The organism is Achromobacter sp. DMS1 (genome assembly GCF_001270295.1).
The window spans coordinates 1-24,207 of sequence record NZ_LHSJ01000135.1; the positions used below are offsets into that span (position 1 = coordinate 1).

Genomic DNA, 24,207 nt, shown 5'->3' on the forward strand with positions numbered 1-24,207 from the left:
ATCCGCCCGCACGCGCCTGGCCTTCTGCACGCGCACGTGCAGCGGCACGAAGTAGTCGTCGTCGCGCGTCAGATAGGCCCGCATGTCGGGCTGGCTGTCGATGAGGCTTTTCAGCCGCCGCGCGATGCGCAGCACCACGTCTTTCTCGCGCAGGCCGCTGTTGCCGATGGCGCCCGGGTCTTCGCCGCCGTGGCCGGGATCGAGCGCGATGGTCAGCATGCGGCGCTTGCGGCCCGCCGTGGACGGGGCCGAGGGCTTGGGCGGGCCGGCGCGGGCTGCTGGCCCCGCGCCAGCGGCGGCTCGGGCGCGTCCTGCCGGGTGACCGGATTGCGCTGGATGTCTTCGAGGATGCGCGCCAGCGGATCGTCCACGTCGGGGCCGCTCTGCTTGTTGAGGATGGCCACCAGCGGGTCTTGCGCGATCTTGGGATAGAGATCCAGCACCAGGCGGTACTGGTAGTCGGCCACCGGCTTCAGGGTGAACACCTGCGGCGCCACCGCCTGCTTCAGGTCGAACACCATGCGCACGACGTTGGGCCGGTTCTGCGCCACGCGCAGGCTCTGGATGTAGGGATCGTCGGGGCGGACCTTGGAAACCAGGTCGTTGAGCGCGGGGCTGAGGGTCAGTCCCTCGATGTCCACCACCAGCCGGTGGGGGTTCTCGAGCGTGAAGTGCTCGGCCTTGAGCTCGCTGTCCAGTTCGAGCGTGACCCGGGTGTACTCGTCGGCCGGCCAGGTGCGCACGGCCAGGATGGTGGCGGCCTGGGCCAGCCGGGGGATGACGGGGAGGACGAGCAGCGTGGCGGCGACGCTGATCAGGCGGCGCCGGGTGGCGCCTTCCGAAGGGAGGGCGCGCCAGGGGCGGGGGGACAATCGCGTTCAACCATGTTTGTCCTCGGGGAGTGTACGCGCTGAGGGTGGCGTCGCGTCCCTGGCCCGCATAGGCCAGGGAAATCAGCAGGTCGGGAGGGGGCAAGAGGCCCTCGGCCCGTTCCGGCCATTCGATCAAAACGACTGCGTCGTCACGCAGCAAATCCCGGAATCCTGCGTCCAGCCATTCGCGCGAATCACTAAATCTATAAAAATCAAAGTGATAGAAGTATAAGTTAGAAACTTTATAGGATTCAAGCAGCGCGTAGCTCGGACTCTTGATCCGGCCCGCAATGCCGCAAGCACGCAACAACGCCCGTGTAAAGGCGGTTTTTCCCGCGCCGAGGTCGCCCCGGAGGTGGATGTGTCCCCCGGCGGGGCCGTGCTGGCCGCTGACCAGGGGGGCAAGCCGCCGGGCGAGATCCTCGGTGGCGGTTTCATCGGGCAGGTGCAGGGTGGCGCTGCGTAAGGGAGCGGACATGGCGCGGGGCGAGTGGTAAAAGAGAAAGCGAGACAGGCACGAGGCCCGGCCGGACGCGATCGGCGTACGCCATTATAGGAATGCGGGTTTCTGCTAATCTATGATTGATTGTTATTCTCAATAAGCTGCCGCACCGGGCGCGCTGCGCATCCGGCCGGCCGCCGTTACGGAGCCGCACGCGCATGAAGACCCGCATCGAAAAAGATACTTTCGGTCCCATCGAGGTCCCGCAGGATCACCTGTGGGGCGCCCAGACCCAGCGTTCGCTGCACTTTTTCGCCATTTCCACCGAGAAGATGCCGGCTCCGCTGGTGGAGGCGATGGCGCGGCTCAAGCGCGCCGCCGCCAAGGTGAATGCCGAACTGGGCGAGCTCGACCCCAAGATCGCCGACGCCATCGTGAAGGCGGCCGACGAGGTCATCGCCGGCAAGTGGCCGGACGAGTTTCCGCTGTCGGTCTGGCAGACCGGGTCGGGCACGCAGAGCAACATGAATATGAACGAGGTGCTGGCCAACCGCGCCTCGGAACTGCTGGGTGGCGAGCGCGGCGAGGCCCGCAAGGTCCATCCGAACGACCACGTCAACCGCGGGCAGTCTTCCAACGATACCTTCCCCACCGCCATGCACGTGGCCGCCGCCGTGCAGGTCGAGCACCACCTGCTGCCGGCCCTGAAGGCGCTGCGCGCCACGCTGGCGGCCAAGAGCGCCGAATTCTACGACATCGTCAAGATCGGCCGCACGCACCTGCAGGACGCCACGCCGCTGACGCTGGGCCAGGAGATCTCCGGCTACGTGGCGCAGCTCGACCTGGCCGAGCAGCAGATCCGCGCCACCCTGCCGGGCCTGCACCAGCTCGCCATCGGCGGCACCGCCGTGGGCACGGGTCTGAACGCCCATCCGCAGTTCAGCGCCAAGGTGGCGGCCGAACTCGCGCACAGCACCGAGACTGCCTTCGTCTCGGCGCCCAACAAGTTCCAGGCGCTGGCTTCGCACGAGGGCCTGCTGTTCGCGCACGGCGCGCTCAAGTCGCTGGCCGCCGGACTCATGAAAATCGCCAATGACGTGCGCTGGCTCGCCAGCGGCCCGCGCTCGGGCCTGGGCGAGATCAGCATTCCCGAGAACGAGCCGGGCAGCTCCATCATGCCGGGCAAGGTCAATCCCACGCAGTGCGAGGCCATCACCATGCTGGCCGCGCAGGTCATGGGCAACGACGTGGCCATCAACATCGGCGGCGCCAGCGGCAACTTCGAGCTCAACGTCTACAAGCCGCTCATCATCCACAACTTCCTGCAATCGGCGCGCCTGCTGACCGACGGCATGGCCAGCTTCAACCAACACTGCGCGGCCGGCATCCAGCCCAACCGCGAGCGCATCGCCGAGCTGGTGGACCGCTCGCTCATGCTCGTGACGGCGCTCAACCCGCACATCGGCTACGACAAGGCCGCGCAGATCGCCAAGAAGGCGCACAAGGAAGGCCTGTCGCTCAAGGAGTCGGCGCTGGCGCTGGGCTTCCTGACCGAGGCGGAATTCGCGCAGTGGGTCGTGCCGGCCGACATGACCAACGCCCGCAAGCCGGGCTGAGGGCGTTCCGGGCGGCGGGGGCGTTCAGGCGCCCGCCGCCAGCAGCCAGAGCGGAATGGTCAGCGCCGAGAACAGGGTTCCCAGCGAGATCAGCACCGCCACCATCCGGCCGTCGCCGCCCATGCGCATCGCCAGCACGTAGGCGGCCGAGGCGGTGGGCAGGGCGGCGAAGAGCAGCAGCATGCGCGACTCCAGGGACGCCAGCCCCAGCAGGCGCGCCACGGCCAGCGCCACGAGCGGCAGCGCCAGCAGCTTCACGGCCAGCATCCAGGCGATCAGCCTGCCATGGCCCTTTCCTCCTTCCCACGACAGGCTCGCGCCCACGCAGATGATGCCCAGCGCGATGGCGGCCGCGCCCAGCCGGCCCAGCACGGTGTCGATGGGCGCGGGCAGGTGCAGCCCGGCCAGGTTGCAGGCCAGGCCGGCCAGGGTGGAAACCAGGAGCGGATTGCGCGCCAGCTCGCGCAGCAGGCTGCCGCCGTTGTGGCGGGCCAGCCCGTAGACCGCGGCCAGGTTCGCCATGGGCACGGCAAAGCCCACGATCAGCGCCATCACGGTCTGGCCCTGCGTGCCGCCGAGGCTGGCCGCCAGCGCCAGGCCGATGTACGTGTTGAAGCGGTAGCCGCATTGCGCCGACGAGGCCAGGCCGATCGGCGCGGGGCGCAGCACCGGCCCCGCCAGCCAGGCCAGCGCCACGCCCGACCAGATGACCGCCGCCGTGGCCTGCAGCAGCAGGGCGGCGTTGCCGGCCGAGATCGGCGTGCGCAGGATGGACTGAAAGAGCAGCGCGGGAAACAGCACGAAATACACCAGCCGTTCCATGCCGGCGAAGAATTCCCGCGAGAATCCGAGTTTGTGGCGCAGCGACCAGCCCAGGGCGACGAGCAGAAAATCAGGGAAAACCAGGAGTGCGACCGACATGGATCCGTTGTCTTGGCGAGGGGCGCGCGGCCGGCTGGCGGCCTATGCGAGTGTAAGCATTTGCTGCTATTCTCCGTCATTCTGGCGGGCGCGTCTGCCACAAGCAACTCGAAAACAGCCTGGCGGTCCCTGCCATGCGCAAAAGCGCCCGCGCCGTTATCTGCATATCCGTCCACAGGCGGATGCAACACACGACGGTCCCGTCCCGCACGGGTTCGCAACTAGGAGGAAGCACACCAATGATCAAAATCCGCTCCCTGGCCGCGGCTATCGCGCTGGCCACCGGCGCCGCCAGCCTGCTGGGCGCCACGGCCGCTCACGCCGCCGACAAGTACCCGAGCAAGCCCATCCGCGTCATCGTGCCGTTCGCGCCGGGCGGCTCCACCGACATCATCGCGCGCCTGGTCACGCAGCGCATGAGCCAGGAACTGGGCCAGCCCATGGTCGTGGAGAACAAGGGCGGCGCGGGCGGCGCCATCGGCGCTGCCGAAGCCGCGCGCGCCGACGCCGACGGCTATACGCTGTCTATCGCCACGGTGTCCACCATGGCCGTGAACCCGGCCTGCCGCCCCAACGACCTGCCCTACGATCCCATCAAGGACTTCCAGCCGGTCACCAACTTCGCGAACACCGCCAACGTGGTGGCCGTGAATCCCAAGTTCCCCGCCAAGGACTTCAAGGGCTTCCTCGAAGAGCTCAAGAAGAACCCGGGCAAGTACTCGTACGGCAGCTCGGGCACCTGCGGTGTGCTGCACCTGATGGGCGAATCGTTCAAGATGGCCACCGGCACCGACATCGTGCACGTGCCCTATAAGGGTTCGGGCCCGGCCGTGGCCGACGCCGTGGGCGGCCAGATCGAAATCCTGTTCGACAACCTGCCCTCGTCGATGCCGCAGATCCAGGCCGGCAAGCTGCGCGCCATGGCCATCGCCTGGCCCCAGCGCATCGATTCCATCAAGGACGTGCCCACCTTCAAGGAAGCCGGCTATCCGGTGCTGAACCAGCCGGTGTGGTATGGCCTGCTGGCCCCCAAGGGCACGCCCATGGAAGTCGTGAACAAGCTGCGCGACGCCGCCGTGGTCGCCCTGGAAGGACCCCAAGGTCATCAAGGCGCTCGACGAGCAGGGCTCGGCGCCCTCGGGCAACACGCCGGAAGAGTTCGCCAAGGAAATCAAGGAACAGTACGACTGGGCCAAGGACGTGGTGAAGAAGCAGAACATCAAGCTCGATTGATGACGCTTCCCGCCTGACGGCTCCGGACCCGCCCGCGTGGCGGGTCTTTTTCGGGGGCGCCTATGCGCCCATCACCTCGGCCAACCGCGCCTCGCAGGCCGAGCGCAGGCGTTCGATGAGCTCGCGGTGCAGGCCGGACAGGGGATCCTGGTTGCGCACCATGATGCTGATGGGCACGCGCAGCGCCGGATCCAGGCGGCGCAGGCCCATGCCGGGCCGCAGCATGGCCTGGGCGGTGATGGCGTCCACGATGGCGTCGCCGCAGCCCGCGTCACCAGCGCGCAGGCCACGTAATGCGTCTGCACCCGGATGGCGGCCTGCGGGTCCAGGCCCTGGGCGTCGAGCGCCATCTGCAGCAGCGCGCCGGAGGCGTCGCGCGCGTCCAGCAGGATCAGCGTGGCCGAGTGCGGCAAGTCCTGCAGGCGCAGCGGGCCCGCGTCCGTCTGGCGGCTCAGGTGCACGAGCTCGGTGTGGCCCAGCCCGATGCGGGTCAGGCCGGCGTAGTCGTTGCTGTCGAACGTGATGGCGAGGTCGAGCTCGCGCGTGAGCAGCCCCTGCACCAGCTCCGCGCTGTGATGGGTGTGGATGTCGAAGGTGATGCCTGGCTGCGCGTCGCGGCTGGCGCGCACTACCTCCGGCAGCAGCCCCAGGCCGAGCGCCGGCGCGCAGCCCAGGCGCAGGTGGCCGTTGGGGCTGTCGCGCAGGCTGGCCGCCAGCCTGCGCACGCTGCTCAGGTCCTGGTGCAGCCGGGCCACTTCGGGCGACAGGATTTCCGCCTCGCGCGTGGCCACCAGGCGCCCCTTCACGCGCTCGAACAGCTTGAATCCGAGCTGGGCCTCGGCATGGGCCAGCAGCTTGCTGGCGGCGGGCTGCGAAATGTGCAGGGCGGCGGCCGCCTCGGTCAGCGAGCCGGTGCGGCGGATCGCTTCGAAGATCTCGATGTGGCGCAGGCGCATGGGCTGGACTCGGTACGGAAGTGAAACGGCGATTTTAGGATCAATGTCAGGCGGGGGCGGGCGCTCTTGACTATGATGGCCGCTTGCCGCAATGCCCGAGGGAGACTGTCATGCGTGTCCGCCAAGCCGCCGCCGCGGCCCTGCTTTGCCTGTCCATGCTGCCCGCGGCGCAGGCCCGCGGCCCGGTCGCCGCCGAAGACCGCAATCCCGAGGCGGCCACCGGGCTGGCCGAGCGCCCGCTCGTGCGCGCGCCGCATTTCATGATGGTGTCCGCCAATCCCCATGCCTCGGCCGCGGGCCGGGAGATGCTGCGCAAGGGCGGCAGCGCGGTGGACGCCGCCATCGCCGCGCAGCTGGTGCTGAACCTGGTGGAGCCGCAGTCTTCCGGCATAGGCGGCGGCGCGTTCCTGGTGACGTACTCCGCGCGCGACGGCCGCATCGAAACCTACGACGCGCGCGAAACGGCGCCCGCCGCCGCGCGGCCCGACCGTTTCCTGAAAGACGGCAAGCCCATGCCTTTTTCCCAAGCGGTCAATAACGGCATGGCGGTGGCCGTGCCGGGCTTGCTGCGCGGCCTGGAACTGGCCCACCGCGAGCACGGCCGGCTGCCGTGGCGCGAACTGTTCCAGCCCGCCATCCGTCTGGCCGAACGGGGTTTTGCGGTATCGCCGCGCCTGCATGCGCTGCTGGCGGGCAACAAGGCCCTGCGCCGGCAGGAGGCCGCGGCCGCCTACTTCTATGCGCCGGACGGCGCGCCCTGGCCGGTGGGGCATGTGCTGAAGAACCCGGATTTCGCGCGCACGCTGCGCGAAATCGCGGCGCATGGCGCGGACGCGTTCTACACGGGAGACATCGCGCGCGACGTCGTGGCCGCCGTGCATGCGCACCCCAGCCCGGGCGACCTCAGCCTGCAGGATCTGGCCGGCTACCGCGCGCTCAAGCGCGAGCCGGTCTGCGGCGGCTACCGCGGCTACACGCTGTGCGGCATGGGGCCGCCCAGCAGCGGTCCGCTGGCGGTGTTGCAGATCCTGGGCGAGCTTGAGCAGTACCCCATGGGCAGCTACGCGCCGGAAAGCCTGGAGGCCGTGCATTACTTCTCGGAGGCGGGCCGGCTGGCGTTCGCCGACCGCGATTTCTACGTGGGCGATCCGGATTTCGTGCGCGTGCCGGTGCGCGCCTTGCTCGATCCCGCCTATCTGCGCGCGCGCGGCGCGCTCATCCGGCCCGACCGCAGCATGAAGGTGGCGCTGCCCGGCGACCCGGAGGGCACGCTGCTGTCGCTGGGCCGGGACGACGCCATCGAGATGCCGTCCACCAGCCATCTGGCCGTGGTGGACGCGCAGGGCAACGCGCTCAGCATGACGACCACCATCGAGAACGAGTTCGGCAGCAAGATCTTCGTGCGCGGATTCCTGCTCAACAACGAGATGACGGATTTCTCCTCGTCGTTCCAAGATCCCGAAGGCCGCCTGGTGGCCAACCGCATCGAGCCCGGCAAGCGGCCGCGCAGCGCCATGTCGCCCATGATCGTACTGCGCGATGGCAAGCCCTACATGGTGGTGGGGTCGCCCGGGGGCAGCGCCATCATCAATTACGTGGCCAAAACGCTGGTCGGCGTGCTCGACTGGGGGCTGGACATCCAGCAGGCCATCTCGCTGCCCAACATGGGCAGCCGCAACAAGGAAACCGAACTCGAAAAAGGCACCCCGCTGGAGGCGCTGGCGCCCGCGCTCGAGCGCATGGGGCATCCGGTGCGCCTCATGGATTTTCCCAGCGGCCTGCACGGCATCGTCATCGACGGCGGGCTGCAGGGCGGCGCCGATCCGCGCCGCGAAGGCCAGGCGCTGGGCGGCTAGGGCGTGTTCACCCTGGCGCCCGGCCCCGCGGTCTTTACTCGAGGTCGGCGGGGTCCAGCTCCATCGAGGCTTCGCGGCGGCGCGCCAGCCAGGTCACGCCCCACATCGCCACGCCCAGCAGCAGCAGCCAGCCGGCCACCTGGTACTGGATGACGTCGCGCCCGGTCAGCGGCGTGACCAGGAACAGGCAGGCCGCCGCGCCCAGCCAGGGCGTGACGCTGTTGATGCGGAAGTGCTCGTGCGGCACCCGCTCGCGGCGCAGCACCAGGACGGCCACGTTGACGAAGGCGAACACGCCCAGCAGTAGCAGCGCGGTGGTGCCGCCCAGGGCGCGGATGGCCTCGGAGTCCGACAGCGACACCAGGACGATCATGCCGAAGGCCAGCGCCGTGGTGAAGAGAATGGCGCTCCAGGGCGTGTGGTTGCGGCGGTGCACGTGGGCCAGGAAGGCGGGCAGCACGCCCTGGCGCGACATGCCATACAGCAGCCGGCTGGCCATCATCATGTTGATGAGGGCGGAGTTGGCCACCGCGAACATGGAGATGATGGGCATGATGTATTCCACCGGCAGGCCGGGCGCGGCGCGCTTGACCACGAGCACCAGCGGCGTGGCGCTCTGCGCCAGCTCGCCCACGGGCACCAGCGCCACGGCGCAGACCGACACCAGCACGTAGATGAGCGCCGTCAGCCCGAGCCCGGTCAGCATGACCTTGGGGAAGATGCGGTGCGGGTCGTGCGTTTCCTCGGCCATGTTGACCGAGTCCTCGAAACCCACCATGGCGAAAAAGGCCAGCGCGGTCGCCGAGGTGACCGCCAGGAACACGCTCTTGTCCTCGGGCGTGTCGAAGGCCACCACGCGCGAGAAATCGGCCTGGCCGCCCGCGATGGCGTAGAAGCCCAGCAGGATGACCATCAGCAGGCCGGAAAGCTCGATGAGGGTGAGCACCACATTGGCGCGCACGCTTTCCGAGGCGCCGCGCAGGTTCACCAGCATGACGAGCAGCATGAAGCCCAGCGCGCCCGCCGTGATCCACCCCTTCTTGGCCTCGATGCCCATGGCCGCGAACAGGTTGGCGGCGAAGGCCTGCGAGGCCGTGGCCGCCGAGGTCAGCCCCGAACACATCACCGTGAAGCACACAATGAAGGTCAGGAAATGCAGGCCGAAGGCCTTGTGCACGTACAGCGCCGCGCCCGCGGCCTTGGGATACTTGGTGACCAGCTCGAGGTAGGACAGCGCGGTCAGCAGCGCCACCGCGAACGCCACCAGAAAGGGCAGCCAGGCGGCGCCGCCGACTTCCTTGGCCACCTGGCCCGTCAGCGCATAGACGCCGGTGCCCAGTATGTCGCCCACGATAAAGAGCAGCAGGAGCTTGGGACCCATGACCCGCTTGAGCGGCGCGTCGTGCGTTGCCGGGTTCCGGGGGGATGTCTCAGCCATCGTCTCTCCTCTTTCCGCTTGATTGCTGGAACTCGCGCTCGCGTGGCGCGTGCGGAAAAGTCTAAGGCGGCCGGCGTGCCGGCGCTGCAAGGCGGTGCAACCAAATGTTGTGCCCCGCGACGGGGGGCGTGTGGTCCGGACCCCGCCCGTGGCTGCCGCGGCACCGGACAACGGGCAAAGAATCTATGGTCAGCCCGATTTTTGCAAGCAAGTTCGTGTTGGCGTAAATTGGGCTTGCTCAAATCTATTCGGAGTCGGTTGGGGACAGGTCCCCCGCTCCATGATGAGAGTCGCGCCCGGCAAACCTCAAAAAAGCCCTCAGCATCTAGGTGCTGGATTCTTTGCCAGGTTTTTTGCCAGGCCGTTGAGCCGTTTATGTCTTCACGTACTCGCGTCGCAAAACCAGGAAGTGGCAGCGTAAAACGGTGATGAAGCTCAGGCTGCTGCTACAGCCTGCTGACTTCGGTAGTTCGTTCCGTTGGCGAGGATGGCCCAGGCTATCCTCGCCAATTTATTGGCCAGCGCACAGGCCACCACGTTCGAGTGGCGCCTTGCCAGCAGCTCGCGCACCCAGATGCCCAGCCGGTCCGTGCGCTGCTCGACGCGTTGCATGATCGCTCGTGCACCCTGCACCAGCAGCCGCCTGAGGTTTTTGTCGCCGCGTTTGCTAATGCCCAGCAGCGTGGGCTTGCCGCCCGTGCTGTACTGCCGTGGCACCAGGCCTACCGAGGCGGCGAACTGGCGTGCCGAACCGAATTGCTGCGCATCGCCTAGTTCTGTCATCAGCACGCTCGCCGTGATCGGCCCGATGCCGGGGATCTCCAGCAGCCGCTGGCTGCGTTCATCCTCGCGCAGTTGCTGGCACAACTCGCGCTCGATCTGGGCGATTTGCTCGTCCAGATACTTGAAATGGGTTTGCAGCCGTTCAAGCAGTGCCACCAACCGGGGCGGCAGCTCATGCCCGGCCAGCACCGCCGGCAGGTGCCGGATGATTGCCTGGCCACGGGGTAGGCTGATGCCGAACTCCAGCAAAAAGGCGTGAAGCTGGTTGATCACGCCCGTGCGCTCGCGTACCAGCGACTCCCGTACACGGTGCAGCGCCGAGACGGTCTGCTGGGCCTCGTTGCGAACGCTCACGAACCGCATGCTTGGACGCGAGGCGGCTTCGCAGATCGCCTGCGCATCGGCGAAGTCGTTCTTGTTGCCCTGCACAAAGGGGCGCACAAACTGGGGCGAGATCAGCTTGGCCTGGTGACCCTCATCCTGCCCGTGCAGATGGAAGCTATGCTTGCCCAGATCGATACCAATCAGCGTGACGGTGTTCATGAGAGGTCTCCCAGAAAGAACAATCCCCACTCAGCGTACCGCTTCGTGGGGATCGGGCTGACCNACAACCTGCCCTCGTCGATGCCGCAGATCCAGGCCGGCAAGCTGCGCGCCATGGCCATCGCCTGGCCCCAGCGCATCGATTCCATCAAGGACGTGCCCACCTTCAAGGAAGCCGGCTATCCGGTGCTGAACCAGCCGGTGTGGTATGGCCTGCTGGCCCCCMMGSRCTCGGCCACGCTGATCCTGCTGGACGCGCGCGACGCCTCCGGCGCGCTGCTGCAGATGGCGCTCGACGCCCAGGGCCTGGACCCGCAGGCCGCCATCCGGGTGCAGACGCATTACGTGGCCTGCGCGCTGGTGGACGCGGGCTGCGGCGACGCCATCGTGGACGCCATCACCGCCCAGGCCATGCTGCGGCCCGGCATGGGCCTGCGCCGCCTGGATCCGGCGCTGCGCGTGCCCATCAGCATCATGGTGCGCAACCAGGATCCCCTGTCCGGCCTGCACCGCGAGCTCATCGAACGCCTGCGCTCGGCCTGCGAGGCGCGGTTGGCCGAGGTGATGGGCGCATAGGCGCCCCCGAAAAAAGACCCGCCACGCGGGCGGGTCCGGAGCCGTCAGGCGGGAAGCGTCATCAATCGAGCTTGATGTTCTGCTTCTTCACCACGTCCTTGGCCCAGTCGTACTGTTCCTTGATTTCCTTGGCGAACTCTTCCGGCGTGTTGCCCGAGGGCGCCGAGCCCTGCTCGTCGAGCGCCTTGATGACCTTGGGGTCCTTCAGGGCGACCACGGCGGCGTCGCGCAGCTTGTTCACGACTTCCATGGGCGTGCCCTTGGGGGCCAGCAGGCCATACCACACCGGCTGGTTCAGCACCGGATAGCCGGCTTCCTTGAAGGTGGGCACGTCCTTGATGGAATCGATGCGCTGGGGCCAGGCGATGGCCATGGCGCGCAGCTTGCCGGCCTGGATCTGCGGCATCGACGAGGGCAGGTTGTCGAACAGGATTTCGATCTGGCCGCCCACGGCGTCGGCCACGGCCGGGCCCGAACCCTTATAGGGCACGTGCACGATGTCGGTGCCGGTGGCCATCTTGAACGATTCGCCCATCAGGTGCAGCACACCGCAGGTGCCCGAGCTGCCGTACGAGTACTTGCCCGGGTTCTTCTTGAGCTCTTCGAGGAAGCCCTTGAAGTCCTTGGCGGGGAACTTGGGATTCACGGCCACCACGTTGGCGGTGTTCGCGAAGTTGGTGACCGGCTGGAAGTCCTTGATGGGATCGTAGGGCAGGTCGTTGGGGCGGCAGGCCGGGTTCACGGCCATGGTGGACACCGTGGCGATAGACAGCGTATAGCCGTCGGCGTCGGCGCGCGCGGCTTCGGCAGCGCCGATGGCGCCGCCCGCGCCGCCCTTGTTCTCCACGACCATGGGCTGGCCCAGTTCCTGGCTCATGCGCTGCGTGACCAGGCGCGCGATGATGTCGGTGGAGCCGCCCGGCGCGAACGGCACGATGACGCGGATGGGCTTGCTCGGGTACTTGTCGGCGGCGTGAGCGGCCGTGGCGCCCAGCAGGCTGGCGGCGCCGGTGGCCAGCGCGATAGCCGCGGCCAGGGAGCGGATTTTGATCATTGGTGTGCTTCCTCCTAGTTGCGAACCCGTGCGGGACGGGACCGTCGTGTGTTGCATCCGCCTGTGGACGGATATGCAGATAACGGCGCGGGCGCTTTTGCGCATGGCAGGGACCGCCAGGCTGTTTTCGAGTTGCTTGTGGCAGACGCGCCCGCCAGAATGACGGAGAATAGCAGCAAATGCTTACACTCGCATAGGCCGCCAGCCGGCCGCGCGCCCCTCGCCAAGACAACGGATCCATGTCGGTCGCACTCCTGGTTTTCCCTGATTTTCTGCTCGTCGCCCTGGGCTGGTCGCTGCGCCACAAACTCGGATTCTCGCGGGAATTCTTCGCCGGCATGGAACGGCTGGTGTATTTCGTGCTGTTTCCCGCGCTGCTCTTTCAGTCCATCCTGCGCACGCCGATCTCGGCCGGCAACGCCGCCCTGCTGCTGCAGGCCACGGCGGCGGTCATCTGGTCGGGCGTGGCGCTGGCCTGGCTGGCGGGGCCGGTGCTGCGCCCCGCGCCGATCGGCCTGGCCTCGTCGGCGCAATGCGGCTACCGCTTCAACACGTACATCGGCCTGGCGCTGGCGGCCAGCCTCGGCGGCACGCAGGGCCAGACCGTGATGGCGCTGATCGTGGGCTTTGCCGTGCCCATGGCGAACCTGGCCGCGGTCTACGGGCTGGCCCGCCACAACGGCGGCAGCCTGCTGCGCGAGCTGGCGCGCAATCCGCTCCTGGTTTCCACCCTGGCCGGCCTGGCCTGCAACCTGGCCGGGCTGCACCTGCCCGCGCCCATCGACACCGTGCTGGGCCGGCTGGGCGCGGCCGCCATCGCGCTGGGCATCATCTGCGTGGGCGCGAGCCTGTCGTGGGAAGGAGGAAAGGGCCATGGCAGGCTGATCGCCTGGATGCTGGCCGTGAAGCTGCTGGCGCTGCCGCTCGTGGCGCTGGCCGTGGCGCGCCTGCTGGGGCTGGCGTCCCTGGAGTCGCGCATGCTGCTGCTCTTCGCCGCCCTGCCCACCGCCTCGGCCGCCTACGTGCTGGCGATGCGCATGGGCGGCGACGGCCGGATGGTGGCGGTGCTGATCTCGCTGGGAACCCTGTTCTCGGCGCTGACCATTCCGCTCTGGCTGCTGGCGGCGGGCGCCTGAACGCCCCCGCCGCCCGGAACGCCCTCAGCCCGGCTTGCGGGCGTTGGTCATGTCGGCCGGCACGACCCACTGCGCGAATTCCGCCTCGGTCAGGAAGCCCAGCGCCAGCGCCGACTCCTTGAGCGACAGGCCTTCCTTGTGCGCCTTCTTGGCGATCTGCGCGGCCTTGTCGTAGCCGATGTGCGGGTTGAGCGCCGTCACGAGCATGAGCGAGCGGTCCACCAGCTCGGCGATGCGCTCGCGGTTGGGCTGGATGCCGGCCGCGCAGTGTTGGTTGAAGCTGGCCATGCCGTCGGTCAGCAGGCGCGCCGATTGCAGGAAGTTGTGGATGATGAGCGGCTTGTAGACGTTGAGCTCGAAGTTGCCGCTGGCGCCGCCGATGTTGATGGCCACGTCGTTGCCCATGACCTGCGCGGCCAGCATGGTGATGGCCTCGCACTGCGTGGGATTGACCTTGCCCGGCATGATGGAGCTGCCCGGCTCGTTCTCGGGAATGCTGATCTCGCCCAGGCCCGAGCGCGGGCCGCTGGCGAGCCAGCGCACGTCATTGGCGATTTTCATGAGTCCGGCGGCCAGCGACTTGAGCGCGCCGTGCGCGAACAGCAGGCCCTCGTGCGAAGCCAGCGCCTGGAACTTGTTGGGCGCCGAGACGAAGGCAGTCTCGGTGCTGTGCGCGAGTTCGGCCGCCACCTTGGCGCTGAACTGCGGATGGGCGTTCAGACCCGTGCCCACGGCGGTGCCGCCGATGGCGAGCTGGTGCAGGCCCGGCAGGGTGGCGCGGATCTGCTGCTCGGCCAGGTCGAGCTGCGCCACGTAGCCGGAGATCTCCTGGCCCAGCGTCAGCGGCGTGGCGTCCTGCAGGTGCGTGCGGCCGATCTTGACGATGTCGTAGAATTCGGCGCTCTTGGCCGCCAGCGTGGCGCGCAGCGCCTTCAGGGCCGGCAGCAGGTGGTGCTCGACCTGCACGGCGGCGGCCACGTGCATGGCGGTGGGGAAGGTATCGTTGGAAGACTGCCCGCGGTTGACGTGGTCGTTCGGATGGACCTTGCGGGCCTCGCCGCGCTCGCCACCCAGCAGTTCCGAGGCGCGGTTGGCCAGCACCTCGTTCATATTCATGTTGCTCTGCGTGCCCGACCCGGTCTGCCAGACCGACAGCGGAAACTCGTCCGGCCACTTGCCGGCGATGACCTCGTCGGCCGCCTTCACGATGGCGTCGGCGATCTTGGGGTCGAGCTCGCCCAGTTCGGCATTCACCTTGGCGGCGGCGCGCTTGAGCCGCGCCATCGCCTCCACCAGCGGAGCCGGCATCTTCTCGGTGGAAATGGCGAAAAAGTGCAGCGAACGCTGGGTCTGGGCGCCCCACAGGTGATCCTGCGGGACCTCGATGGGACCGAAAGTATCTTTTTCGATGCGGGTCTTCATGCGCGTGCGGCTCCGTAACGGCGGCCGGCCGGATGCGCAGCGCGCCCGGTGCGGCAGCTTATTGAGAATAACAATCAATCATAGATTAGCAGAAACCCGCATTCCTATAATGGCGTACGCCGATCGCGTCCGGCCGGGCCTCGTGCCTGTCTCGCTTTCTCTTTTACCACTCGCCCCGCGCCATGTCCGCTCCCTTACGCAGCGCCACCCTGCACCTGCCCGATGAAACCGCCACCGAGGATCTCGCCCGGCGGCTTGCCCCCCTGGTCAGCGGCCAGCACGGCCCCGCCGGGGGACACATCCACCTCCGGGGCGACCTCGGCGCGGGAAAAACCGCCTTTACACGGGCGTTGTTGCGTGCTTGCGGCATTGCGGGCCGGATCAAGAGTCCGAGCTACGCGCTGCTTGAATCCTATAAAGTTTCTAACTTATACTTCTATCACTTTGATTTTTATAGATTTAGTGATTCGCGCGAATGGCTGGACGCAGGATTCCGGGATTTGCTGCGTGACGACGCAGTCGTTTTGATCGAATGGCCGGAACGGGCCGAGGGCCTCTTGCCCCCTCCCGACCTGCTGATTTCCCTGGCCTATGCGGGCCAGGGACGCGACGCCACCCTCAGCGCGTACACTCCCCGAGGACAAACATGGTTGAACGCGATTGTCCCCCCGCCCCTGGCGCGCCCTCCCTTCGGAAGGCGCCACCCGGCGCCGCCTGATCAGCGTCGCCGCCACGCTGCTCGTCCTCCCCGTCATCCCCCGGCTGGCCCAGGCCGCCACCATCCTGGCCGTGCGCACCTGGCCGGCCGACGAGTACACCCGGGTCACGCTCGAACTGGACAGCGAGCTCAAGGCCGAGCACTTCACGCTCGAGAACCCCCACCGGCTGGTGGTGGACATCGAGGGACTGACCCTCAGCCCCGCGCTCAACGACCTGGTTTCCAAGGTCCGCCCCGACGATCCCTACATCCAGAGCCTGCGCGTGGCGCAGAACCGGCCCAACGTCGTGCGCATGGTGTTCGACCTGAAGCAGGCGGTGGCGCCGCAGGTGTTCACCCTGAAGCCGGTGGCCGACTACCAGTACCGCCTGGTGCTGGATCTCTATCCCAAGATCGCGCAAGACCCGCTGGTGGCCATCCTCAACAAGCAGAGCGGCCCCGACGTGGACGATCCGCTGGCGCGCATCCTCGAAGACATCCAGCGCAATCCGGTCACCCGGCAGGACGCGCCCGAGCCGCCGCTGGCGCGGGGCCAGCAGCCCGCGCCGGCGCTGCCCACGCCGCCCAAGCCCTCGGCCCCGTCCACGGCGGGCCGCAAGCGCCGCATGCTGACCATCGCGCTCGATCCCGGCCACGGCGGCGAAGACCCGGGCGCCATCGGCAACAGCGGCCTGCGCGAGAAAGACGTGGTGCTGCGCATCGCGCGGCGGCTGAAAAGCCTCATCGACAGCCAGCCCGACATGCGGGCCTATCTGACGCGCGACGACGACTACTTCGTGCCGCTGCACGTGCGCGTGCAGAAGGCCAGGCGCGTGCGGGCGGATCTTTTCATTTCCATCCACGCGGACGCGTGGATCAAGCCCTCGGCCAACGGCTCGTCGGTGTTCGCGCTGTCGCAGCGGGGCGCCTCCAGCGCGCAGGCGCGCTGGATGGCCGACAAGGAAAACGCGGCCGACCTGATCGGCGGCGTGAACCTCGGCAGCCACGACCGCCAGGTCGCCAAGGTGCTGCTGGACCTCTCCACCACCGCGCAGATCAACGATTCGCTCAAGGTGGGCAGCGCCTTCCTGGACGAAATCAAGAAGATCAACCGCCTGCACAAGAACAGCGTGGAGCAGGCCGGTTTCGCGGTGCTCAAGGCGCCGGACATTCCTTCCATCCTGGTGGAAACCGCCTTCATCAGCAATCCGCAGGAAGAGGCGCTGCTGCGCAGCACCTCTCACCAGGAGAAGCTGGCCCAGGCCATGATGACGGGCATCCAGCGGTACTTCACCGCCAATCCGCCGCTGGCGCGGATCGCCGACGCCGCGGGTTGAGCCCGCGGCCCAGCGCGCCTGGCCGGTCAGGCGCGCCGGGCGCCGCGCAGCAGCTTGACCATCCCCGCCAGCGCCACCGGCACGATGGCCGCGGCCAGGCCGATGAGCACGATGGTGTTCAGGTGCTCGCGCACCAGCGGGATGTTGCCGAAGAAATAGCCGGCCGCCACCAGGCCCGCCACCCACAGCACCGCGCCGCCGATATTGAAAAGCTGGAACCGCCCCAGCGGCATTTCGGCCACGCCGGCCACGAACGGCGCGAAGGTGCGCACCACCGGAATGAAGCGCGACATGACGATGGTCTTGCCGCCGTGCTTTTCATAGAAGGCATGCGTGCGCATGAGCGCCTTGCGGTCGAGGAAGCGCAGGTTCATGGAGAACACCCGCGGCCCGATGTACCGGCCGATGGCGTAGTTCACCGAATTGCCGGTAACCGCGGCCACGATGAGCAGCACGCTCAGCAGGACGGGGTCCAGGCTGCCGGAGGCGCCGAACGCGCCTGCGATGAAGAGCAGCGAATCGCCCGGCAGGAACGGCAGCACCACCAGCCCGGTTTCCGCGAACACGATCAGGAACAGCACCAGGTACACCCACACGCCGTACTGCTGGACCCACACGCCCAGCGTCTGGTCGATGTGGAGCACCATATTGAAGAATTCGAGCATTCGCGCAACCTGTGAATAGGGGACATTCGTCCGCGACTATAGCCCACCATGGCGGGAGGCTAAAATCGTCCACATAGTCCTTCCGCCTGTCCGCCTCATGACCGAACGCCGCTCCATTCTCGCGCTCCCCGACCTGCTGATCAGCCAGATCGCCGCCGGCGAAGTCATCGAGCGGCCCGCTTCCGTGCTCAAGGAAATCCTCGAGAACGCCATCGACGCGGGCGCGCGCGCCATCGAGGTGCGGCTGGAAGGCGGCGGCATCCGGCGCATCGCCGTGACCGACGACGGCTTCGGCATTCCGCCCGGCGAACTGCCGCTGGCGCTGGCGCGGCACGCCACCAGCAAGATCCGTTCGCTGGCCGAGCTCGAATCCGTAGCCTCCATGGGGTTTCGCGGCGAAGCGCTGGCCTCCATCGCGTCCGTGGCGCAGGTGACCCTCATTTCCCGCACGCGCGATGGCGAGCATGCCTGGCAGATCGACGGCGCGAGCCTGCAGGTAAGTCCCGCCTCCGGACCGCCCGGCACCACGGTCGACGTGCGCCAACTGTTCGACGCGGTGCCGGCCCGGCGCAAGTTCCTGCGTTCCGAAGCCACCGAGTTCGGGCACTGCCTGGACGCCATGGAGCGCATCGCGCTGGCCCACCCGAACATCGCCTTCCGGCTCTTTCACCACGACCGCGCGCAGCGCCAGTGGCTGCCGGCCGACCCGCTCCAGCGCATCCGCGACGTGCTGGGCGCCGAGTTCACCGAGCACGGCCTGCCGCTGACTCATGCCGTGGGCGCGGTAAGCCTGGCGGGCATGATCACCCGTCCCACGGCCGCGCGGGCGCGCGCCGACCGCCAGTATCTGTACGTGAACGGCCGCTTCGTGCGCGACCGCACCGTGAGCCACGCGCTGCGCGCCGCCTATGCCGACGTGCTGCATGGCGACCGGCAGCCCGCCTACGTGCTTTTCCTGGACATCGACCCGGGCGCGGTGGACGTCAACGTGCACCCCGCCAAGCACGAGGTGCGCTTTCGCGACAGCGGCGCGGTGCACCGCTTCGTTTCCCAGGCCGTCGGCCAGACGCTTGCCCAGACGGGCGGCGCGGCGGCGGTTCCGGCGGACGGCGCGCGACGGCCNAGCCCGACGTGGTCGCGGGCCACAGCCTGGGCGAGTACGCCGCGCTCACCGCCGCGGGCGCGCTGTCGCTCGAAGACGCAGTGCGCCTGGTGCGCGTGCGCGCCGATGCCATGCAGGCCGCGGTGCCGGTGGGCACGGGCGCCATGGCGGCCATCCTGGGCCTGGACGACGACGCCGTGCGCGCCGCCTGTGCGGCCGCCGCCCCAGGGCGAAGTCGTCGAGGCCGTGAATTTCAACGCGCCCGCCCAGGTCGTCATCGCCGGGCCACAAGGCGGCCGTCGAACGCGCCTGCGAGCACGCCAAGGCGGCGGGCGCCAAGCGCGCGCTGCTGCTGCCCGGTTTCGGCCCCGTTCCACTCCAGCCTGCTCAAGCCCGCGGCCGAGGTGCTGGCCAAGGCGCTGGCGCAGGTCCAGGTGGCCGCGCCCCGGGTGCAGGTCATCAACAACGTGGACGTGGCTTCCCCGTCTGAGCCCGGCGCCATCCGCGACGCGCTGGTGCGCCAGGCCTGGCATCCGGTGCGCTGGGTGGAAACCCTGCGCGCCATGAAGGCGCAGGGGGTCACGCACGTCATCGAATGCGGCCCCGGCAAGGTGCTGGCCGGCCTCACCAAGCGTATCGATCCGGAACTCACCGGGCTGGCCATCACCGATCCGGCTTCGCTGGAAGCGGCGCTGGCCGCGGTCAATGGAAACTGACACCATGGACAACACCTCGAAGGAACTGCAGGGCAAGATCGCCCTCGTGACGGGCGCCACGCGCGGCATCGGCCGCGCCATCGCCGAAGAGCTGCGCGGCGCGCGGCGCGGGCGGCGGCGTTTGCGGGGCGCGCTGTCGCCGCCTTCGCGGGGCTGGCGCGCCACTTCTTCGATCATGGCGGCGCGGGTGACGTCGTCGGCATTGGCCAGGTCCATCCACCATTGCGCCAGCACGCTGTCGAATTCGCCGGCCGCCGCGCGCAGTTGCAGGAAGTCGCAGGCGGCGCGGAAGCGCGGCTGCTCGATCATGCGGTAGATGCCCTTGCCCATGCGGCGTTCGAAGCGCGGCTGCATGAACCAGATTTCGCGCATGTCGGACGAAAAACGGCGCTGAATGGCCAGTTTCTCGGTTTGCTCGTCGAGCACCGAGTCGGCGGCCTGCGACAGCGCCGGGATGGTGTGCTCGCCCTGCGCGCGCAACTGCTTCCAGCGCGCTTCCACCTGCTGCCAGAGCAGGGCCGCGAACAGGAAGCTGGGGCTGATGGTCTTGCCGGCGCGCACGCGGGCGTCGGTGCGCTCCAGGGCCAGCTCCACGAAATGCTCGCCGCCGGGCTGCTCCAGCACCACATCCAGCAGCGGCAGCAGGCCCTTGTGCAGGCCGTCGGCGCGCAGCTGGCGCAGACAGTCCATGGCGTGCCCGCAAGTCAGCAGCTTGAGCATCTCGTCGAACAGGCGCGAGGCGGGCACGTTCTCGATGAGGTCGGCCATGGTGCCGATGGGCTGGCGCGTAGCCGGATCGATGGTGCCGTTGAGCTTGGCGGCAAAGCGCACGGCGCGCAGCATGCGCACCGGATCTTCGCGATAGCGCTTGGCCGGGTCGCCGATGATGCGGATCTGGCGCTTCTTGAGATCGGCCACGCCGTGGTGGTAGTCGATGACTTCTTCGGTGTGCGGATCGTAGTACAGCGCGTTCATGGTGAAGTCGCGCCGGGCGGCGTCCTCGGCCTGGCTGCCGAACACGTTGTCGCGCAGGATGCGGCCGTGTTCGTCGGTTTCCTGGTCTTCCGAGGCCGGGGCGCGGAACGTGGAGGTTTCGATGATCTCCTGGCCGAACACCACGTGCACGAGCTGGAAGCGGCGGCCGATGATGCGTGCGCGCCGGAAGAGCGGCCGGATCTGCTCGGGCGTGGCGTTGGTGGCCACGTCGAAATCCTTGGGCTCCAGCCCCACGATCAGGTCGCGCACCGCGCCGCCCACGATATAAGCCTCGTAGCCGTGCTGGCGCAGCACCTCGCACACCTTGATCGCGTGGCGCGATACGTTGCGGCGGTCGATGCCGTGCTTTTCACGAGGGATGCGCTGAGGGCCCCGGGCGGCGGGAGAGAACAGGCGGCCGACGAATTTTTTTATGGTTTCGGTAATCATCAGGACTTCGCATCTTCCATGTGGTCGAACAGGTCGATCACCTGCCAGCCGCGGCCGCGCGCGATTTCGCGCAGCGCGGGGCTGGGGTTGGCCGCGATCGGCTGGCTCACTTTCTCGAGCAGGGGCACGTCGTTCACGGAATCGCTATAGAAAAACGATTCGGAAAAATCCGCAAGGGTCAGGCCCATGGCGGCCAGCCAGTCGTTGACGCGGATGACCTTGCCTTCCTTGAAGCTGGGGGTGCCCTGGATGCGGCCGGTGAAACGGCCGTTCAGGTACTGCGGGTCGGTGGCCACCAGGTGCGGCACGCCGAAAGCGCGCGCGATGGGCGCGGTGACGAAACTGTTGGTCGCCGTGACCACCGCGCACAGATCGCCCGCCTCGAGGTGGGACTGCACCAGCTCGCGCGCGGCCGGCGTGATGGAGGGGCGCACGACCTCGGCCATGAACTCCTCGTGCCAGGCGGCCAGGTCGAACGGCGTGTGCGCGGCCAGCAGGCCCAGCATGAACTCGGCGGCCTGCTCGGCCGTCAGCTCGCCGCGGTTGTACCGCTCCATGAGGTCGTCGTTGCGGCGCCGGGCCTCGTCGGGATCGCCCGCGCGGCCGGTGCGCGCCAGATAGTCGGCCCATTGATAGTCGCTGTCCAGCGGCAACAGGGTGTGATCCAGGTCGAACAGGGCGAGTCGTCGGAAGGTCATGTGCGTTGCGAATCAGGATCTGCGAGCATGGCGCGCAGCAGGGGCAGGGTGATGGGGCGGCCGGTGGCCAGCGAATAGCGGTCCAGCGCGTCGACGAGCGCGGCCAGTTTGCGGATGTCGCGCTCGTGGTGCGTGAGCATCCAGTTGATGATCTCGGGGGCGAGCTGCATGCCGCGTTCGGCGGCCTGCGCGCTCAGCGCGGCGAGCTTGTCGGCGTCGGACAGCGGATCCAGGCGGAACACCAGGTCCCAGCCGAGCCGGGTGCGCAGGTCTTCGCGCAGCGGCATCGACAGCGGCGCGCGGTCGCCGGCCACGGCCAGCGCAAAGGCGCGTCCGGTGGCGGCGGATTCGCGCCAGCGGTTGTACAGGGCGAACAGGCCGGCCTGCCGGCGTTCGTCCATGCCGTACACGTCGGTCCACCGCCACGAACTTGGGCATGGGCGCGGCGGAATCGGCCTCGGCCAGCTCGCGCAGCATGCGCGCGCCGCGCGCCTCGTCGATGTAGACCGCGTCGGGGCGGGCCGTGAGCGCGCGCAGCAGATGGCTGCGCCCGCAGCCCGCCGGCCCCAGATGTAGAGCGCGCGGCCCGGCGCGAGCGCGCGCACGGCGGCCAGCGCTTCCCCGTTGGGGCCGGCGATGTAATTGTTCAGCGAGGGCGCTGGCGCGGGAAGAACGTCGAGCAGCAGCTGGCGGTTCATGAGAGGTTATCGATCAGGCAGTCCGGGTTTTCCGCCCGGGCCCGCGTCCCGAGGGAAGCGGCAAGGCCGGGCAGCGCTGCCGGTGCGCCGGAAAGCCAAAAAACACAGTCTGGCGGGCTGGGTCCGTCCTGCCAAAAGAGGACAAATCCAAGGTCGGCCAACCCTACACTTTAAACTACCTGGGCCGCCGGTGTCGCGCCCGGGGCGTTGCGGGGCGCGGCTTTGCGCCTCTTTGCGGCCTCGCGGCCGCCCCCGGCGGGCGGCCGGCGTCCGCCAAAGGGCCGCGGCATCGTAAAATGCAGGGCGTTCCACCTCAAATCCCCGCAATTGTTACATATCCCACGGCTTTTCTCATGACGAATCAACCCTCCGCCCCCTTGACCTACCGCGACGCCGGTGTCGATATCGACGCGGGCGATGCCCTGGTCGACCGCATCAAACCCCTCGCCGCGCGCACCATGCGCGCCGGGGTGCTGGCCGGTATCGGCGGCTTCGGCGCCTTGTTCGAAGTGCCGAAGAAATACCGCGAGCCGGTGCTGGTGTCGGGCACGGACGGCGTGGGCACCAAGCTGCGCCTGGCGTTCGAGTGGAACCGCCACGACACCGTGGGCATCGACCTCGTGGCCATGAGCGTGAACGACATCCTCGTGCAGGGCGCCGAGCCGCTGTTCTTCCTGGACTATTTCGCCTGCGGCAAGCTGGCGGTGGATACGGCGGCCTCGGTGGTGGGCGGCATCGCCAGGGGCTGCGAACTCGCCGGCTGCGCGCTCATCGGCGGCGAAACCGCCGAAATGCCCGGCATGTATCCGGACGGCGAGTACGACCTGGCCGGCTTTGCCGTGGGCGCGGTGGAAAAATCCGCCATCATCGACGGCAAGTCCATCCGGCCGGGCGACGCCGTGCTGGGCCTGGCCTCCAGCGGCGCGCATTCCAACGGTTATTCGCTGGTGCGCAAGATCCTCGAGCGCGCCCAGGCCCGCCCCGACCAGGACTTCCACGGCCAGCCGCTGGTGGACGCCGTCATGGCTCCCACGCGCATCTACGTCAAGCAGGTGCTGGCCGCGCTGGCCGCGCACGGCGCCGCCATCAAGGGTCTGGCCCACATCACCGGCGGCGGCCTGGTCGACAACGTGCCCCGCATCCTGCAGCCCGGCCTGACGGCGCGCCTGGATCGCAGCGGCTGGGAAATGCCGCGCCTGTTCCAGTGGCTGCAGCAGCAGGGCGGCGTCGAGGACGCCGAGATGCACCGGGTCTTCAACTGCGGCATCGGCATGGTGCTGGTGGTGGATGCCGCCCAGGCCGATGCCGTGGCCGCCACGCTGCGCGAGCAGGGCGAAACGGTCAGCCGCATCGGCGAGATCGTGGAGCAGAAGGACGGCATGGCGCAGACCGCACGGTTGAAGTACTGCTGCAGCCGATCCTGTTTATGGGCGGTGGCCAACTGCATCATCAGGTCGGCGGCAGTCAGGAAGCGGGTCTTGATGCCCGCCATGACGGCACGGTAGGCCAGCGCCTGAGCCAGGTGGCTCTTGCCCACGCCGCTGGGCCCCAGGAATACGATGTTCTCGGCCCGTTCGATAAAGCTCAGAGCGGCCAGTTCCTGGATCTGGGCACGTGGCGCACCGCTGGCAAAGGCGAAGTCATAATCCTCGATGGTCTTGACCGAGGGCAGCGTGGCAATCTTCATCAAGGCAGCCCGCTGGCGTTCGATCCGGGCGTCGTTCTCGATGCCCAGAAGGCGTTCCAGGAAGTCACCATGGCTGGCGTCCTCGCGGGCACACTGCTGGGCGATGGCCGGCCACTCGCTGCCGATACGCTCCAGCTTCAGGACGTCGCAGAATTGTTCGATCCGGTTGTGTTGGATGTTCACGCCCGCACCTCCAGCAGTTCGTTATAGACCGACAGCGGGTGCTGGAAGCTCTCTCGCGGGACAGGCCGGTGGGATCTGGCAGGCAGCAGAATGCCGTGCTGCGCAGGCAAAGGCAGCAACGCCAGGCGCTCTTCTTGGAACCGCTTGGCGG

15 protein-coding genes and 10 pseudogenes are annotated in these 24,207 nt (G+C 68.2%); 11 read left to right on the forward strand and 14 right to left on the reverse strand.

Features of this window, described 5'->3' with window-relative positions; genetic code table 11:
* The 3 genes and pseudogenes from AD428_RS27110 to tsaE (AD428_RS25160) all read right to left on the reverse strand — a co-directional run.
* Positions 1-219, reverse strand: a 219-nt coding sequence (locus AD428_RS27110; protein ID WP_200908053.1) for an N-acetylmuramoyl-L-alanine amidase family protein, incomplete at its 3' end; no start/stop codon positions are given.
* Positions 213-743, reverse strand: a complete 531-nt coding sequence (locus AD428_RS15730; RefSeq protein ID WP_235490484.1) for an AMIN domain-containing protein — start codon at positions 741-743, stop codon at positions 213-215. The genes AD428_RS15730 and AD428_RS27110, both read right to left, overlap by 7 nt.
* Before the next feature lie 73 nt (positions 744-816).
* A pseudogene (gene tsaE / locus AD428_RS25160) lies at positions 817-1,350 on the reverse strand (tRNA (adenosine(37)-N6)-threonylcarbamoyltransferase complex ATPase subunit type 1 TsaE); the annotation flags it as partial.
* A 182-nt stretch (positions 1,351-1,532) separates the two neighbouring features.
* Here tsaE (AD428_RS25160) and fumC (AD428_RS15735) point away from each other — a divergent pair.
* Positions 1,533-2,930 carry a class II fumarate hydratase gene (fumC, locus tag AD428_RS15735; protein WP_053245804.1) on the forward strand — a complete coding sequence of 466 codons (1,398 nt, stop codon included), beginning with the start codon at positions 1,533-1,535 and terminating at the stop codon, positions 2,928-2,930.
* Between the two features lie 24 nt (positions 2,931-2,954).
* Here the strand turns inward: fumC (AD428_RS15735) and AD428_RS15740 are convergent, their stop codons facing one another.
* Positions 2,955-3,851 carry an AEC family transporter gene (locus AD428_RS15740; protein ID WP_053245805.1) on the reverse strand — a complete coding sequence of 299 codons (897 nt, stop codon included), beginning with the start codon at positions 3,849-3,851 and terminating at the stop codon, positions 2,955-2,957.
* A 239-nt stretch (positions 3,852-4,090) separates the two neighbouring features.
* Between AD428_RS15740 and AD428_RS15745 the strand changes: the two are divergent.
* A pseudogene (locus AD428_RS15745) lies at positions 4,091-5,084 on the forward strand (tripartite tricarboxylate transporter substrate binding protein BugE).
* A gap of 60 nt (positions 5,085-5,144) precedes the next feature.
* Here the strand turns inward: AD428_RS15745 and AD428_RS15750 are convergent.
* A pseudogene (locus AD428_RS15750) lies at positions 5,145-6,040 on the reverse strand (LysR family transcriptional regulator).
* 110 nt (positions 6,041-6,150) lie between these two features.
* On the opposite strand from AD428_RS15750, the gene ggt reads away from it, so the two are divergent.
* Positions 6,151-7,896 (forward strand): gamma-glutamyltransferase, encoded by a 1,746-nt coding sequence (gene ggt / locus AD428_RS15755; protein WP_053245806.1) that lies wholly within the window; start codon positions 6,151-6,153, stop codon positions 7,894-7,896.
* Between the two features lie 34 nt (positions 7,897-7,930).
* Here ggt and AD428_RS15760 read toward each other — a convergent pair whose 3' ends face one another.
* Both AD428_RS15760 and AD428_RS15765 read right to left on the reverse strand, forming a co-directional pair.
* A complete protein-coding gene (locus AD428_RS15760) occupies positions 7,931-9,334 on the reverse strand; it encodes an APC family permease (protein WP_053245807.1) in 1,404 nt (467 codons plus the stop codon).
* Between the two features lie 435 nt (positions 9,335-9,769).
* Entirely contained in the window at positions 9,770-10,660 is an 891-nt protein-coding gene (locus AD428_RS15765) for an IS110 family transposase (RefSeq protein ID WP_053245808.1), read from the reverse strand.
* 64 nt (positions 10,661-10,724) lie between these two features.
* On the opposite strand from AD428_RS15765, the pseudogene AD428_RS25165 reads away from it, so the two are divergent.
* Positions 10,725-11,236: pseudogene (locus AD428_RS25165) on the forward strand (tripartite tricarboxylate transporter substrate-binding protein); the annotation flags it as partial.
* Between the two features lie 61 nt (positions 11,237-11,297).
* Here AD428_RS25165 and AD428_RS15775 read toward each other — a convergent pair.
* Positions 11,298-12,290 carry a tripartite tricarboxylate transporter substrate binding protein BugE gene (locus tag AD428_RS15775; protein WP_053245809.1) on the reverse strand — a complete coding sequence of 331 codons (993 nt, stop codon included), beginning with the start codon at positions 12,288-12,290 and terminating at the stop codon, positions 11,298-11,300.
* Between the two features lie 239 nt (positions 12,291-12,529).
* Between AD428_RS15775 and AD428_RS15780 the strand changes: the two genes are divergently transcribed.
* Complete coding sequence (locus tag AD428_RS15780) at positions 12,530-13,426, forward strand: AEC family transporter (protein ID WP_053245805.1); 897 nt, start codon at positions 12,530-12,532, stop codon at positions 13,424-13,426.
* Between the two features lie 24 nt (positions 13,427-13,450).
* On the opposite strand, the gene fumC (AD428_RS15785) is transcribed toward AD428_RS15780, so the two are convergent.
* On the reverse strand, positions 13,451-14,848 hold the full coding sequence (fumC, locus tag AD428_RS15785) for a class II fumarate hydratase (protein ID WP_053245804.1): 1,398 nt from the start codon (positions 14,846-14,848) through the stop codon (positions 13,451-13,453).
* Between the two features lie 182 nt (positions 14,849-15,030).
* Here fumC (AD428_RS15785) and tsaE (AD428_RS25170) point away from each other — a divergent pair.
* Together tsaE (AD428_RS25170) and AD428_RS15790 are read left to right on the forward strand one after the other, a co-directional pair.
* Positions 15,031-15,564, forward strand: a pseudogene (tsaE, locus tag AD428_RS25170) (tRNA (adenosine(37)-N6)-threonylcarbamoyltransferase complex ATPase subunit type 1 TsaE); the annotation flags it as partial.
* Positions 15,509-16,882, forward strand: a complete 1,374-nt coding sequence (locus AD428_RS15790) for an N-acetylmuramoyl-L-alanine amidase (RefSeq protein WP_200908052.1) — start codon at positions 15,509-15,511, stop codon at positions 16,880-16,882. The pseudogene tsaE (AD428_RS25170) and the gene AD428_RS15790, both read left to right, overlap by 56 nt.
* A 26-nt stretch (positions 16,883-16,908) precedes the next feature.
* On the opposite strand, the gene AD428_RS15795 is transcribed toward AD428_RS15790, so the two are convergent.
* Positions 16,909-17,547, reverse strand: coding sequence for a VTT domain-containing protein (locus AD428_RS15795; RefSeq protein ID WP_082308442.1), 639 nt, complete (start codon positions 17,545-17,547; stop codon positions 16,909-16,911).
* 97 nt (positions 17,548-17,644) lie between these two features.
* Between AD428_RS15795 and mutL the strand changes: the two genes are divergently transcribed.
* From mutL to fabG, 3 genes and pseudogenes are all read left to right on the forward strand, one after another.
* Positions 17,645-18,669, forward strand: a 1,025-nt coding sequence (mutL, locus tag AD428_RS26205) for a DNA mismatch repair endonuclease MutL (RefSeq protein WP_152968115.1), incomplete at its 3' end; no start/stop codon positions are given.
* 1 nt (position 18,670) lies between these two features.
* Positions 18,671-19,365 (forward strand): annotated as a pseudogene (locus AD428_RS26210) (ACP S-malonyltransferase); the annotation flags it as partial.
* A gap of 4 nt (positions 19,366-19,369) precedes the next feature.
* Positions 19,370-19,478, forward strand: a pseudogene (gene fabG / locus AD428_RS28075) (3-oxoacyl-ACP reductase); the annotation flags it as partial.
* Here fabG and pcnB read toward each other — a convergent pair.
* From pcnB to hda, 3 genes and pseudogenes are all read right to left on the reverse strand, one after another.
* Positions 19,462-20,790 (reverse strand): annotated as a pseudogene (gene pcnB / locus AD428_RS15805) (polynucleotide adenylyltransferase PcnB); the annotation flags it as partial. The pseudogenes fabG and pcnB overlap by 17 nt on opposite strands.
* Positions 20,790-21,488, reverse strand: a complete 699-nt coding sequence (locus AD428_RS15810; protein WP_053245811.1) for an HAD family hydrolase — start codon at positions 21,486-21,488, stop codon at positions 20,790-20,792. The pseudogene pcnB and the gene AD428_RS15810, both read right to left, overlap by 1 nt.
* Positions 21,485-22,186 carry a DnaA regulatory inactivator Hda gene (gene hda / locus AD428_RS15815; RefSeq protein ID WP_082308443.1) on the reverse strand — a complete coding sequence of 234 codons (702 nt, stop codon included), beginning with the start codon at positions 22,184-22,186 and terminating at the stop codon, positions 21,485-21,487. Before hda ends, AD428_RS15810 begins: the two co-directional genes overlap by 4 nt.
* Before the next feature lie 353 nt (positions 22,187-22,539).
* On the opposite strand from hda, the pseudogene purM reads away from it, so the two are divergent.
* Positions 22,540-23,577, forward strand: a pseudogene (gene purM / locus AD428_RS15820) (phosphoribosylformylglycinamidine cyclo-ligase); the annotation flags it as partial.
* Here the strand turns inward: purM and AD428_RS25180 are convergent.
* Positions 23,574-24,056, reverse strand: a pseudogene (locus tag AD428_RS25180) (ATP-binding protein); the annotation flags it as partial. The pseudogenes purM and AD428_RS25180 sit on opposite strands and share 4 nt — an antisense overlap.
* Between the last annotated feature and the right edge of the window lie 151 nt (positions 24,057-24,207).